The sequence below is a fragment of the Streptomyces sp. SID4985 genome (assembly GCF_009863025.1).
GTDB lineage: Bacteria > Actinomycetota > Actinomycetes > Streptomycetales > Streptomycetaceae > Streptomyces.
Genome location: NZ_WWIR01000209.1, coordinates 1 through 13,936 on the forward strand (window position 1 = coordinate 1; position 13,936 = coordinate 13,936).

General features: G+C 72.3%; 10 protein-coding genes. 3 read left to right on the top strand and 7 right to left on the bottom strand.

Annotated features, from left to right (window positions below; genetic code table 11):
• A partial coding sequence (locus tag GTW40_RS08460) for an MFS transporter (protein ID WP_161179539.1) occupies window positions 1-1,074 on the top strand: 1,074 nt, incomplete at its 5' end.
• 59 nt (window positions 1,075-1,133) lie between these two features.
• On the opposite strand, the gene serA is transcribed toward GTW40_RS08460, so the two are convergent.
• From serA to GTW40_RS08495, 6 genes are all read right to left on the bottom strand, one after another.
• On the bottom strand, window positions 1,134-2,723 hold the full coding sequence (gene serA / locus GTW40_RS08465; RefSeq protein ID WP_161179540.1) for a phosphoglycerate dehydrogenase: 1,590 nt from the start codon (window positions 2,721-2,723) through the stop codon (window positions 1,134-1,136).
• Between the two features lie 258 nt (window positions 2,724-2,981).
• A complete protein-coding gene (gene ilvC / locus GTW40_RS08470) occupies window positions 2,982-3,980 on the bottom strand; it encodes a ketol-acid reductoisomerase (protein WP_161179541.1) in 999 nt (332 codons plus the stop codon).
• 116 nt (window positions 3,981-4,096) lie between these two features.
• Window positions 4,097-4,621: an acetolactate synthase small subunit gene (gene ilvN, locus GTW40_RS08475; RefSeq protein WP_018544678.1), complete on the bottom strand. Its 525-nt coding sequence runs from the start codon at window positions 4,619-4,621 to the stop codon at window positions 4,097-4,099.
• Between the two features lie 21 nt (window positions 4,622-4,642).
• Window positions 4,643-6,493: an acetolactate synthase large subunit gene (locus GTW40_RS08480; protein ID WP_202485587.1), complete on the bottom strand. Its 1,851-nt coding sequence runs from the start codon at window positions 6,491-6,493 to the stop codon at window positions 4,643-4,645.
• 244 nt (window positions 6,494-6,737) lie between these two features.
• The gene (locus tag GTW40_RS08485; RefSeq protein ID WP_161179543.1) at window positions 6,738-9,758 is read right to left on the bottom strand and encodes an EAL domain-containing protein; all 3,021 of its coding nucleotides are present in this window, start codon (window positions 9,756-9,758) and stop codon (window positions 6,738-6,740) included.
• A 405-nt stretch (window positions 9,759-10,163) separates the two neighbouring features.
• Window positions 10,164-11,132, bottom strand: coding sequence for a 2-hydroxyacid dehydrogenase (locus GTW40_RS08495; RefSeq protein WP_161179544.1), 969 nt, complete (start codon window positions 11,130-11,132; stop codon window positions 10,164-10,166).
• Between the two features lie 129 nt (window positions 11,133-11,261).
• Between GTW40_RS08495 and GTW40_RS08500 the strand changes: the two genes are divergently transcribed.
• Window positions 11,262-12,272, top strand: coding sequence for an aldo/keto reductase (locus tag GTW40_RS08500; RefSeq protein WP_161179545.1), 1,011 nt, complete (start codon window positions 11,262-11,264; stop codon window positions 12,270-12,272).
• A 142-nt stretch (window positions 12,273-12,414) separates the two neighbouring features.
• Window positions 12,415-13,569 (top strand): PQQ-dependent sugar dehydrogenase, encoded by a 1,155-nt coding sequence (locus tag GTW40_RS08505; protein ID WP_237525405.1) that lies wholly within the window; start codon window positions 12,415-12,417, stop codon window positions 13,567-13,569.
• Between the two features lie 94 nt (window positions 13,570-13,663).
• Here GTW40_RS08505 and GTW40_RS08510 read toward each other — a convergent pair.
• Window positions 13,664-13,936 (bottom strand): helix-turn-helix transcriptional regulator (locus GTW40_RS08510; protein WP_161179546.1); only part of this gene is annotated, 273 nt, incomplete at its 5' end.

Sequence of the window (13,936 nt, forward strand, 5' to 3'; positions counted from 1 at the left end):
CACTTCTGGTGGGGCTCGGTCTTCCTGGTCAACCTGCCCGCGATGCTTCTGCTGCTGGTGCTCGGCCCGCTCCTGCTGCCCGAGTCGCGGAAGACGGCCTCCGGCCGCTTCGACTGGCCGAGCGTGCCGCTGTCGCTGGCCGCCGTGCTGCCCGTGGTCTACGGCCTCAAGGAGATCCCCTCCGAGGGCTGGCACCCGCTGTACGTCGTCTCGGTGACGGTCGGTCTGCTCTTCGCCGCGCTCTTCGTCCACCGCCAGCGCACGGTCGCCGCGCCGCTGGTGCCGCTCACGCTGCTGCGGCGGCGGGGCTTCACTCCGGCGGTGGTGCTGACGCTGGTGTCGGCGTTCGGGATGCTGGGCTCGGCCATCTACACCACGCAGTACATCCAGTCGGTGCTGGGCAAGAGCCCGCTGTCGGCGGCGCTGTGGAGCCTGCTGCCCTCGGTGCTCATCGGAGTGGCCGGGCCGGTGACCGCCGCGCTGGTCGCCCGGGGCGCGGACCGGGGCCGGGTGGTCGCCGCCGGGTTCGCGGTCTCCGCCGCCGGATACGTCCTGCTCGCGCTCGTCGGCACCGACTCGCTGTGGCTGGTCCTTGCCGGGGCCGGGGTGCTGGCCTGCGGCGCGGTGATGGTGATGTCGCAGCTGACCGACATGGCGATGGGCACCGCCCCGGCGGAGCGGGCGGGTACGGCCTCCTCGCTGCTGGAGACGGCCACGGAACTGGGCGGGGCGCTCGGGATGGCGTTCCTCGGCTCGGTCGGCGCCGCCGTCTACCGGCACGGGATGCCCTCGGACGCCCCGGGCCCGGCCCGCGAGACCCTGGGCGGCGCGCTGGCCACCGCCGCCCGGCTGCCGGGCCGTACCGGCGAGGCGCTGCTGACCTCGGCGCGCGAGGCGTTCACGAACGGGATGCAGGCGGCGGCGATCACCGGGGCGGTGGTGCTGGCGCTCGCCGCGATCGGGGCGGCGGTGACGCTGCGCAGGCTCGGCACGGAGCAGACGGGCATGGAGCAGGGCGATACGGAACGGCTCGATCCCGACCGCGCGGACGCTGGGGTGCTCGACGCCCCGTAGGGGAAACGCCGGAGCGCCGGGCGGACCGACCAACGGTCCACCCGGCGCTCCGGTACGACTCAGACCAGGTTCACCGACCGGGCGGACGTCGCCCCGATCTCCTCGGCCAGCTCGGTCAGCGTGCCCGGCGAGACCGTGTCGTCCACGGTCAGCACGGCCAGCGCCTCGCCGCCCGCCGCCGCGCGGGCGACCTGCATACCGGCGATGTTGATGCCCGCCTCGCCGAGGACGCGGCCGACGGTGCCGACGACACCGGGACGGTCCTCGTAGCGCAGGACGACCATGTGCTCGGCGAGCGCGAGGTCGACGTCGTACTCCCCGACGGCGACGATCTTCTGGACGTGCTTGGGACCGGCCAGCGTGCCGGAGACCGAGACCTCCTCGCCGCCCGCGAGGGTGCCGCGCACGGTGACCACGTTGCGGTGGTCGGCCGACTCGGAGCTGGTGGTGAGGCGGACCTCGACCCCGCGCTCCTGCGCGAACAGCGGCGCGTTGACGTAGGAGACCGTCTCGTCCACCACGTCCTCGAACACGCCCTTGAGCGCGGAGAGTTCGAGCACCTTCACATCGTGCTGGGTGATCTCGCCGTAGACCTCGACGTCGAGGCGGACCGCAACCTCGCCCGCGAGGGCGGTGAAGATGCGGCCGAGACGCTCGGCGAGCGGCAGACCGGGCTTGACGTCCTCGGCGATGACACCGCCCTGGACGTTGACCGCGTCCGGGACCAGCTCACCGGCGAGCGCGAGGCGCACCGAGCGGGCGACCGCGATGCCCGCCTTCTCCTGGGCCTCGTCGGTGGAGGCGCCCAGGTGCGGGGTGCAGACGACCTGGTCCAGCTCGAAGAGCGGGGAGTCGGTGCACGGCTCCTTCGTGTACACGTCGAGACCGGCGCCCGCGACGCGGCCCTCCTTGAGCGCCGCGTACAGCGCGGCCTCGTCCACGATGCCGCCGCGGGCCGCGTTGACGATCCGCACGGTCGGCTTGACCTTGCGCAGCGCCTCGTCGCCGATCAGACCGAGGGTCTCGGGGGTCTTCGGCAGGTGGACGGTGATGAAGTCGGAGACCTCGAGCAGCTCGTCCAGCGACAGCACCTTGACGCCCATCTGCGCGGCCCGCGCGGGCTGCACGTAGGGGTCGTAGGCGACGACCTTCATGCCGAAGGCGGACATGCGCTGGGCGACCAGGGCGCCGATGCGGCCGAGGCCGACGACACCGAGGGTCTTCTCGGCCAGCTCGACGCCGGTGTACTTGCTGCGCTTCCACTCGCCGTTCTTCAGGGCGGTGTTCGCCTGCGGGATGTTGCGCGCGCTGGCGAGGAGAAGGCCGCAGGCCAGCTCGGCGGCGGTGACGATGTTGGAGGTGGGGGCGTTGACGACCATCACGCCGGCCTTGGTGGCGGCGGAGACGTCGACGTTGTCCAGGCCGACGCCGGCTCGTGCGACGACCTTCAGCTTCTTGGCGGCGGCGATCGCCTCGGCGTCGACCTTCGTGGCGGAACGGACCAGAATCGCGTCCACGTCGGCGATGGCGGGGAGCAGCTCGGCACGGTCGGCTCCGTTGCAGTGCCGGATCTCGAAGTCCGGTCCGAGTGCGTCGACGGTCGCGGGCGACAGCTCTTCAGCGATGAGTACGACGGGTTTCGAGCTCACGTGAGTCCTCACAAGTCCAATGCGGACGGCCGTCCCGACGGCCGCTGGCGGTGGAGGGGTGCTTAGCCGCGTGGAAGACGCACGACACTGTGGGCCTGACGCGTATGTAGTGGTGCAGTGTAGTAGCGCGACAGCCGCCCGACTGTGCCGCTGCGGAAGGATCACCCGGACGGGAAGCGCCGCTTTGTACGAGGCAGGCGCGCGGCCCCGCGGCCGCGCTCCCCGGTCACCGGAGGGCGCGGCCGCGGGGCGTGGGGCTCACGCCTCTTCGTCGACCCAGGACATCAGCTTGCGCAGCTGCTTGCCGGTGGTCTCCAGCAGGTGCTCGGAGTCCTGCTTCTTGTACTCGTCGTACTTCTTCAGGCCGCCGTGGTACTCGTCCATCCAGTTCTTGGCGAAGGTGCCGTCCTGGATCTCGGCGAGGACCTGCTTCATCTCGGCCTTGGTGGCGTCGGTGACGATGCGCGGGCCGGTGACGTAGTCGCCCCACTCGGCGGTCTCGGAGATGGACCAGCGCATCTTCTCCAGGCCGCCCTCGTACATGAGGTCCACGATCAGCTTCAGCTCGTGCAGGCACTCGAAGTAGGCGATCTCCGGCTGGTAACCGGCCTCGGTCAGGGTCTCGAAGCCCGCCTTGACCAGCGCGGCGGCGCCGCCGCACAGCACGGCCTGCTCGCCGAAGAGGTCGGTCTCGGTCTCCTCGGTGAAGGTCGTCTTGATGACGCCCGCGCGGGTGCCGCCGATGGCCTTGGCGTACGACAGGGCCAGCGCGAAGCCGTCGCCGGAGGCGTCCTGCTCGACCGCGACGATGCAGGGGACGCCGCGCCCCTCCTCGTACTGACGGCGGACCAGGTGGCCCGGGCCCTTGGGGGCGACCATGCAGACGTCGACGCCCGCCGGGGGCTTGATGAAACCGAAGCGGATGTTGAAGCCATGGCCGAAGAACAGCGCGTCGCCGTCCTTCAGGTGCGGGGCGATGGACTCCTCGTAGACCTGGGCCTGGATGGGGTCCGGGACCAGGATCATGATGACGTCGGCCTCTTCGGCGGCCTCGGCCGGGGTGACCACGCGCAGGCCCTGCTCCTCGGCCTTGGCCTTGGACTTGGAGCCCTCGGGCAGACCGACGCGGACGTCGACGCCCGAGTCCCGCAGCGACAGGGCGTGGGCGTGGCCCTGGCTGCCGTAGCCGATGACCGCGACCTTGCGGCCCTGGATGATGGACAGGTCTGCGTCGTCGTCGTAGAACAGCTCGGCCACTGGAACTCTCCTTGATGTGCGGATGTGCGTCCCACCGTATTGCGGCGGGGTGACGGAAGGTCTGGGGGTCTCGGCATCCGGTCGCCGCGCCGGTTCGGCGGCGACCGGGCCGGGGGTCACGCCGAGCGGTCGAGGGCGCGCAGCGAGCGGTCGGTGATGGAGCGGGCGCCGCGGCCGATGGCGATCGTGCCGGACTGGACGAGCTCCTTGATGCCGAAGGGCTCCAGCATCTTGAGCATGGCGGACAGCTTCTCGCCCGAGCCGGTGGCCTCGATGGTGACGGCCTCCGGGGAGACGTCGACGGTCTTGGCGCGGAAGAGCTGGACGATCTCGACGATCTGGGAGCGGGTCTCGTTGTCGGCGCGGACCTTCACCAGGACGAGTTCGCGCTGGACGGCCTGACCGGGCTCCAGCTCGACGATCTTGAGCACGTTGACGAGCTTGTTGAGCTGCTTGGTCACCTGCTCAAGGGGCAGGTCCTCGACGCCGACCACGATGGTGATGCGGGAGATGTCGGGGTGCTCGGTGACGCCCACCGCGAGCGAGTCGATGTTGAAGCCGCGGCGGGAGAAGAGGGCGGCGATGCGGGCGAGGATGCCCGGGGTGTTCTCCACCAGGACGGAGAGCGTGTGCTTGGACATGATCATTTACGTCTCTCTCGCTCAGTCGTCCGCGCCGTCGCCGAAGTCGGGGCGGACGTCACGGGCGGCCATGATCTCGTCGTTGGTGGTGCCGGCGGCGACCATCGGCCACACCATGGCGTCCTCGTGGACGATGAAGTCCACGACCACGGGGCGGTCGTTGATGGAGTTGGCCTCCTCGATGACCTTGTCCAGGTCCTCGGGGCGCTCGCAGCGCAGGCCCACGCAGCCCATGGCCTCGGACAGCTTCACGAAGTCCGGCACGCGGGTGCCCCTGGCCTCCGGGTTGACGTCGTCGGGGCCGGAGTGCAGGACGGTGTTGGAGTAGCGCTGGTTGTAGAAGAGGGTCTGCCACTGGCGGACCATGCCGAGGGCGCCGTTGTTGATGATGGCGACCTTGATCGGGATGTTGTTCAGCGCGCAGGTGGTCAGTTCCTGATTGGTCATCTGGAAGCAGCCGTCGCCGTCGACGGCCCAGACCGTGCGGCCGGGCTGTCCGGCCTTGGCACCCATCGCGGCGGGGACCGCGTAGCCCATGGTTCCGGCGCCGCCGGAGTTGAGCCAGGTCGCGGGCTGCTCGTACTGGATGAAGTGGGCGGCCCACATCTGGTGCTGGCCGACGCCCGCCGCGAAGATCGTGTCGTCGGGGGCGAGCTGCCCGATGCGCTCGATGACGGCCTGCGGGGAGAGCGAGCCGTCGCCGGGGCGCTCGTAGCCGAGCGGGTAGGTCTCGCGCCAGCGGGTCAGATCCCGCCACCAGGCGGTGTAGTCGCCCTGGTTGCCCTCGCTGTGCTCCTTCTGCACGGCCTGCACCAGGTCGGCCAGGACCTCGCGGGCGTCGCCCACGATCGGCACGTCGGCCTCGCGGTTCTTGCCGATCTCGGCCGGGTCGATGTCGGCGTGCACGATCTTGGCGTACGGCGCGAAGCCGTCGAGCTTGCCGGTGACGCGGTCGTCGAAGCGGGCACCGAGGGCGACGATCAGGTCGGCCTTCTGCAGCGCGGTGACGGCGGTGACCGAACCGTGCATGCCCGGCATTCCCACGTGCAGCGGGTGGCTGTCGGGGAACGCGCCGAGCGCCATCAGGGTGGTGGTGACGGGCGCGCCGGTGAGTTCGGCGAGGACCTTCAGCTCGGCGGTGGCGTGCGCCTTGAGGACACCGCCGCCGACGTAGAGGACCGGCCGCTTGGCGGCGGTGATCAGCTTGGCGGCCTCGCGGATCTGCTTGGCGTGCGGCTTGGTCACCGGGCGGTAGCCGGGCAGGTCCATGACGGGCGGCCAGGAGAAGGTGGTCTTCGCCTGGAGGGCGTCCTTGGCGATGTCGACCAGGACCGGGCCGGGGCGGCCGGTGGAGGCGATGTGGAACGCCTGGGCGATCACCCGGGGGATGTCCTCGGCCTTGGTGACCAGGAAGTTGTGCTTGGTGACCGGCATCGTGATGCCGACGATGTCCGCCTCCTGGAAGGCGTCGGTGCCGATCGCCTTGGAGGCGACCTGGCCGGTGATCGCGACCAGCGGCACCGAGTCCATGTGCGCGTCGGCGATCGGCGTGACCAGGTTGGTGGCGCCGGGGCCCGACGTGGCCATGCAGACGCCGACCTTGCCGGTGGCCTGCGCGTAGCCGGTGGCCGCGTGGCCCGCGCCCTGCTCGTGGCGGACCAGCACATGCCGGACCCGGGTGGAGTCCATCAGCGGGTCGTACGCCGGCAGGATCGCGCCGCCGGGGATGCCGAACACCGTGTCCGCGCCTACCTCCTCAAGAGAGCGCACGAGCGACTGGGCGCCCGTGACGTGCTCGACAGGGGCGGCGTGCTGCCCTCCGGATCGGGGCCGCGGCTGCGGATGGTGGGCCCCGGTGGCCTGCTCGGTCATCGGCATTCTCTTCTCGATGCTGAGGGTTTTTGCGAGGTTTGAGCGGAGCTGGAGCTGCGCACGAGGGTCGCTCGTGCAACAAAAAACCCCTCGTGCCGGGATGGCAAGCGAGGGGAGCGCGTCGGTGAGGTCGCTGGGGATTTCCGGTTCGTCCTCCGGTCGTCCCAGCTCAGCCGACGCGCTTTCCAAGTACGAGAATTCGGGTGCGCATGGCACTGACCCTCCCCCCGGCGCGCACCTACTGTCAAGTGGGTGGGACAGCCGTCTCATTATGTGAGCGGAGGGTGGTGGTGCCGCCGATCATCGTGGACATGCCCCCGGCGTACACCCCGGCACCCGCACCCGCGGCCGCGCCCGCGCCCTTGCCTGCGAGGACCGGCTCACCCCCGGCGTGCGGCACCGGGTAGCGCCCGGCGGCGAGCGCGCGGCGCAGCCGGTACTCGTCCACCGGCCCCGCGAACGCCATGCCCTGGCCGTGGGTGCAGCCCATCGCGCGCAGGGCGACGACCTGTTCGGGCAGGTCCACGCCCTCGGCGACGGACTGGAGCCCCAGGTCGCCCGCGATCTTCAGCAGCCCGCTGGTGATCTTGTGCAGCCGCGCGGACTCCACGACGCCCTCGACCAGACCGCGGTCGAGCTTGAGGATGTCCACCGGGAGCCTGCGCAGTGCGGTGAAGGCCGCGCAGCCGCCGCCGAAGCCGTCGAGCGCGATCCGCACCCCGAGCCTGCTCAGCGCGGTCAGCCGCCGCTCCAGCTCGTCCAGGGAGATCCTCGGGTCGGTGTCGGAGAGTTCGACCACGAGCGCCCCGGGCGGCAGGCCGTGCCGGGTCAGCAGCGCCTCGATCGAGCCGAGCGGCAGCGAGCGGTCCAGGAGCCGCCGGGCGCTCATCCGGACCGCGACCGGGACGACCAGTCCCCCGGCGGCCCGCTCGGCGGCCTGCTCCACGGCCTCGCGCAGTATCCAGCGCTCCAGCTCGGCCGTCTTGTCGCCGTCGTCCGCGACCCGCAGGAACTCGGCGGGGGTGAACAGCACGCCCTGCGAGGAGCGCCAGCGCGCGTGCGTGGAGACCGACGCGATCCGGCCGTTCTCCAGACAGACCACCGGCTGGTGCAGGAGCGCGAACTCGCCGTCGTGCAGCGCGGCCCGCAGCCGTCCGGCCAGCTCGGCCTTGCGGACGACGTCCTGTTGCATCTGCGGGCGGTACAGCTCCACCCGGCCCTTGCCGCCCGCCTTGGCGCGGTACATCGCCAGGTCCGCGTTGCGCAGCAGCTCGCCCGCGCCGAGTCCCGGCTCGGCGAAGGCGACGCCGATGGAGGCGTTGACCCGGACATCGTTGCCGTCGATGGCGTAGGGCTGGGAGAGGGTCGCCCTGAGGCGGTCGGCCAGCTCCAGGATGTTCCGCTCGCGCGCGGTGCGGTCGCGGGTGCCGTCGCCGGTGATCAGGGCGGCGAACTCGTCGCCGCCGAGGCGGGAGGCGGTGTCCGACTGGCGCACCGCCTCGTGGAGCCTGCGGGCGGCCTGGACGAGGAGCTGGTCCCCGGCCTGGTGCCCGATGGTGTCGTTGACGGCCTTGAACCCGTCCAGGTCGATGAAGAGCACGGCGGTACCGCGCAGGGCGGCGCCTCGATCGCTGGCCCGGCGCCCGGACAGGGCCTGCTGGACGCGTCTGGTGAACAGGGCCCGGTTGGGCAGGTCGGTGAGCGGGTCGTGCTCGGCGTTGTGCTGCAACTGGGCCTGGAGCCGGACGCGTTCGGTCACGTCGCGGCTGTTGAAGATCAGGCCGCCGTGGTGCCGGTTGACGGTGGACTCGACGTTGAGCCAGCCGCCCGCGCCGGAACGGAAGCGGCACTCGATGCGGGTGGTGGGTTCGTCCGGCGGGCTGGCGGCGAGGAAGCGGCGCACCTCGTGCAGGACGCAGCCCAGGTCCTCGGGGTGGATGAGCTTCGCCAGTTCGGTGCCGACGAGTTCCTCGGCGGGGCGGCCGTAGACCCCGGCGGCGGCCGGGGAGACGTACCGCAGGATGCCGCTCGGCGCGGCGATCATGATGACGTCGCTGGAGCCCTGCACCAGGGAGCGGAAGTGGTTCTCCTGGTGGGCCAGTTCCTGGGCGAGGGTGATGTTGTCCAGGAGCATGATGCCCTGGCGGACGACGAGCGCGAGGACGACGGCACCGGCCGTGATCAGCACGACGTGGTCGGGCCTGCGGCCGTTGAGCACGTTGTACAGGATGCCGAGCGTGCACACGGCGGCGGCGAGGTACGGGGTGAGCGCGGCGAGCGAGCCGGTGATCGGGCGTCCCGCCGGGTACCGCACCTGTTCGACGTCCGGTGCGGGCGGGCAGCCGGAGCCGCCGGTCCGTGGCGCCGGGACGCGCTCGCGCGCCGTGCGGGGCTGGCCTTCGGGGCCGTGCGCGTGCTGCTTCGGGGCGGCCCAGGGGGCGTACGCGAGCAGCAGCGAGCCCGCGAACCAGCCCGCGTCGAGCAGTTGCCCCGAGCGGTAGTGGCTGTGCAGCAGCGGGGAGGTGAACAGCGCGTCGCACATCACCGTGAGGGCGAGGGCGCCGATCGCGGTGTTCACCGCCGTGCGGTTGCCCGGGCTGCGCCGGAAGTGCAGCGCGAGGACCATGCTGACCAGGGCGATGTCGAGCAGCGGGTACGCCAGCGAGAGCGCGGTGTGCGCGACGCTCGGGCCGTCGAAGCGGGCGGCCTGGGCGAGGGCGAGGCTCCACGACAGGGTGAGCAGCGAGCCGCCGATCAGCCAGGCGTCCAGGGTGAGACAGATCCAGCCCGCCCGGTTCAGGGGGCGTTTGGCGAGGACCAGCAGGCCCACGATGGCGGGCGGCGCGAAGCAGAGGAAGAACAGGTCGGCGTAGCTCGGGCTGGGCACGGTGCGGCCGAGGACGACCTCGTACCACCCCCAGACCGCGTTGCCGAGGGCGGCCATCGCGGAGGAGAGCGCGAAGAGCAGCCAGGCGGGGCGGAAGCGCACCCCGGGACTGCGGGCGTAGAGGAAGCAGGAGACCGCGGCGATGCCCGCGGCGGCGGCGAGCCCGAAGTCGCCCATGAACAGCGCGACTTGCTTGCTGCCCCAGCCCAGCGCGGCCCCGATGCCGTACGCCCCGCAGATCAGGGCGAGCACGAGCTGCTGGGCCACGCGGGAGCCCTCGGCGGCGGGCGGCGGGACCGGCTTGGGGGCCTGGGGCGGCTGCGGCGCGCGCAGCGCCCCGTCGAGCGCGGTCGGCGTGAGCGAGGGGGGCGCGTTCACCGGGGCCTCCCGGTCCGTGCCGGTCCCCGGTCGGCGGGGGGACGGTGGACGGGCCTCCTGCGGGCGCCCGGCCTGTGGTGCGGGCCGGGCCGTGAGCTGTGGTGCGAGCCGTGGTGCCCGTGATGGCTCGTGTGATGGCCGCGACCGTGCGCGGTCGTGCGCCAGGGTCGCCGCCGGCGGCTCCGCCGCGTCGGATCGTTCGTCCATAGGCCGTGCATCGCCCGTCGCCCCCCTCACCATTCCGAAGTTTCCATCCCCGGCGCCGAACGGTCGGCGGCGCTGCCCCTGTCGGGACGATACACCAGTATCGTCACTCAGGGACATAGCTTCTCTACTCTCCGTGACGACCAGCGGCGATGCGGGCACGGACCGCGCCCGAAGGGTCGCGGAGGGTGCCCGGAGCGGTCAACCGCCGGTGGTGCGGGGGCCGGTGGTGAGGATCACGTTGCGCGGCGGCTCATGGTTCACGAACCGGCTCAATTGGTCCACGAGCAGTCGCTCGGCACGCGGCGGGAACGCGGAGCTGAGCCCGCCCACGTGCGGACTGATCAGTACACCGGGCGCCCGCCACAACGGGTGCCCCGGCGGCAGCGGTTCGGGGTCGGTCACGTCGAGCGCGGCGGTGAGCCGTCCGCTTTCCAGCTCGGCGAGCAGCGCACTGGTGTCGACGACGGGTCCGCGCGCGACGTTGACCAGCAGCGCGCCGTCCTTCATCCGGGCGAGGAAGGCGGCGTCGACCAGGTGCCGGGTCGTCTCGGTGAGCGGCACGGAGAGGATCACCACGTCAACCTCGGGGAGCAGCGCGGGCAGTTCGGTGAGCGGATGCACCAGACCGCGCTCGGTGGTGCGCCGGGAGCGCGCGACGCGCAGCACGCGCCCCGGTTCGAACGGTACGAGCCGGTCCTCGATCGCCTCCCCGATGGCGCCGTACCCGACGACGAGCACGGTCCGGTCGGCCAGCGACGGCATCGGCGCGGGCCGCCAGCGCTCCTCGTCCTGGGCCCGGACGAAGCCGGGGATGCCACGCAGGGCGGACAGCGTGAGGGTGAGCGCCAGCTCGGCGGTGCTCGTCTCGTGCACCCCGCGCGCGTTGCACAGGCGAACGCCGGGGCCGACCTCCGAGAGCGCCGGAAGCATGTCGTCCACCCCGGCGGTGAGGGTCTGGATCAGCCGCAGCCGGGTCATCGACTTCAGCGGGCGGTGCTTGACCGCCGCGCCGCGCAGGTACGGCACCACGTACGCCACGCAGTCGGCCGGGTCGCCGGGGAACTCCTGCTCGCCGCTGTCGCCCCCGTCCCAGAAGAGGTAACGGAACCCGTCGGGGAGTCCATGGATCTTCTCGGGGGGAATGGGCAGCCAGACGTCATCGGTCATGTGCGGGAGGCTAATTCAGGACGGTCGTGCCGGGAGGCGTTTCGGGTGGTCGCGGGCGAGAGGCCGATTCCGGCGGGGCCGGTGGCAGAGGTTAGGTTGGGGCGGAGGGCGAGGGAGGGTCGCGGGCAGGTGGAGCGCAGGACGATCGGCGCGGGGATCCTCGCCGCGGGGGCCGTCGGGCTCGGTTGCATGCCGATGAGCTGGGCCTACAGCGCGTCGCGGCGGCGGGGCGAGGAGTCGCTGAGAGCCGTGCACCGGGCGCTGGACCTGGGCGTGGACTTCCTGGACACCGCGGACATGTACGGCCCGTTCACCAACGAGCTGCTGCTCGGGCGGGTGCTGAGGGAGCGGCGCGCGGACGCCTTCGTGGCGACCAAGGCGGGACTGCTGGTGGGCGGCGACCGGCACATCGTGGCCAACGGCCGCCCCGGCTATGTGAAGCGCGCCTGCGACGCCTCGCTGCGCCGCCTCCAGACCGATGTGATCGACCTCTACCAGCTGCACCGCGCCGATCCCGAGGTCCCCGTCGAGGAGACCTGGGGCGCGATGTCCGAGCTGGTGCGGGCCGGGAAGGTGCGGGCGCTCGGGCTGTGCGCGGTGGGCCCGCGCGGCACCCGCCGCTCCGGGGCCGGGCGTTACGACGCCACGCTGGACCAACTCCGGCGCGTACAACAGGTGTTCCCGGTGGCCTCGGTGCAGGCGGAGCTGTCGGTGTGGTCGCCGCAGGCGCTGCGGGCCCTGCTGCCGTGGTGCGAGGCGCGGGGTGTGGCGTTCCTCGCGGCGATGCCGCTGGGCAGCGGCTTCCTGACCGGCACGCTGACCCCGGGCCAGGGTTTCGAGCCGGACGACGTACGCGCCCGGCACCCCCGCTTCACCGCCGAGATGATGGCGGCCCACCAGCCGATCGTGGCCGATCTGCGCCGCGTCGCCCGCCGCCACGGCCCCGGAGTTACCCCGGCCCAGGTCGCCCTGGCCTGGGTCCTGTCCCGGGGCCGCCATGTGATCGCGCTGCCCGGCACCAAGCACGCCCACTGGGCCGAGGAGAACGCGGGGGCGGCGGAGCTGCGGCTGACCCCGGAGGACCTGGCGGAACTGTCGGGGGCGCCGGGAGTGCCGGGGGCGCGGGAGTCCTGGGACTGATCGGGGGATGCGCGAGGGCCGTGCCGGGCGAATGTGGGGAACGCAGGGCTCCGGATGTGGCTCTTCGGGAACGGGAACGGTGTCCCGGTACGTTTCCGCGTCAGACGGGTAGCTGTTCCACGGCCGTCGCTCCGAGAGGACCCTGATCGTGCGAAGCCGAATCCTGCCGGCGGTGCTGGCGACGACCGCGCTGCTGCTCGCGGCGGGCTGTTCCGCAGACAGCGGCGGGGTGTCCGACGGCGGCCGGAGCACCACACCCGGCGGTCCGGCCACGAACACCGTGTCCCCCGCCGCTCCCGCCGCCAAGGGCTCGGTGACGGTGCTGCGCACGGCGGCCGACGGTCTGCGCACCCCCTGGGGACTCGCGCCCCTGCCCGGCGGCGATCTGCTGGTCTCCTCCCGCGACGACGCCACGCTCACCCGGATCGACCCGAAGACCGGCGAGAAGACCGTTCTGGGCCGGATCTCCGGGGTCTCCCCGGACGGGGAGGGCGGTCTGCTCGGCATCGCCCTGTCCCCGGGCTTCGCCTCGGACCACATGGTCTACGCCTACTTCACCTCGGCCTCCGACAACCGCATCGTCCGCGTGCGCTACGACGAGAACAAGCCGTCCGGTGAGCAACTCGGCGCCCCCGACACGGTGTTCAAGGGAATCCCCAAGGGCCGCATCCACAACGGCGGCCGCATCGCGTTCGGCCCCGACGGGATGCTCTACGCGGGCACCGGCGAGAGCGGCAGCGGCCGCCTGGCCCAGGACCGGAAGTCGCTCGGCGGCAAGATCCTCCGGCTGAGCCCGGAGGGCGAACCGGCGCCCGGCAACCCCTTCCCGGACTCGCCCGTGTACTCCTACGGCCACCGCAATGTGCAGGGCCTGGCCTGGGACTCCCAACAGCGGCTCTTCGCCTCGGAGTTCGGCCAGGACACCTGGGACGAGCTGAACGCGATCGCCCCCGGCGGCAACTACGGCTGGCCCGACGCCGAGGGCAGGTCCGGCGACAAGCGGTTCACGAGCCCGCTGGCCCAGTGGCACACCGACCAGGCCTCCCCCAGCGGCATCGCCCTGGTGAACGGCGTGGTCTGGATGGCCGGGCTCAGGGGCGAGCGGCTGTGGCGTGTCCCGCTGCGCGGCACCGCCGCCTCGGCGCCGCCCCAGGCGTTCCTCGACGGCGAGTACGGCCGCCTGCGCACAGTGGTCCCGGCGGGCGGCGACCGCCTCTGGCTGCTCACCAGCAACACCGACGGCCGCGGCGACCCGAAGAAGGGCGACGACCGGCTGCTCGAGCTGCGGGTGAGCTGAAGGGCACTCGCCCTGGCGGCGATGGGGGCCCTTGTCCGGCGGCGGGGGCCCTGTCCGGCGGCCGCGAGCGCCGTAGTCCGGCGGCCGCCGCCCGTCACCCCGCCACCAGCCGCTCCTCCCCCGGCGGGAACAGCTCCAGCCGGTGGGCCAGCGCCGCCGCCTCGCCCCGGCTCGACACCCCCAGCTTCGCCAGGATGTTGGAGACGTGCACGCTCGCCGTCTTCGGGGAGATGAACAGCTCCTCGGCTATCTGCCGGTTGGTGCGCCCGGCCGAGACCAGGCGCAGCACGTCCCGCTCGCGGCCGGTGAGACCGAGGGCGGTGACCGGGTCCGCGACGGCGAGGGTCTGCTCGGGGGCGCGGGCCGG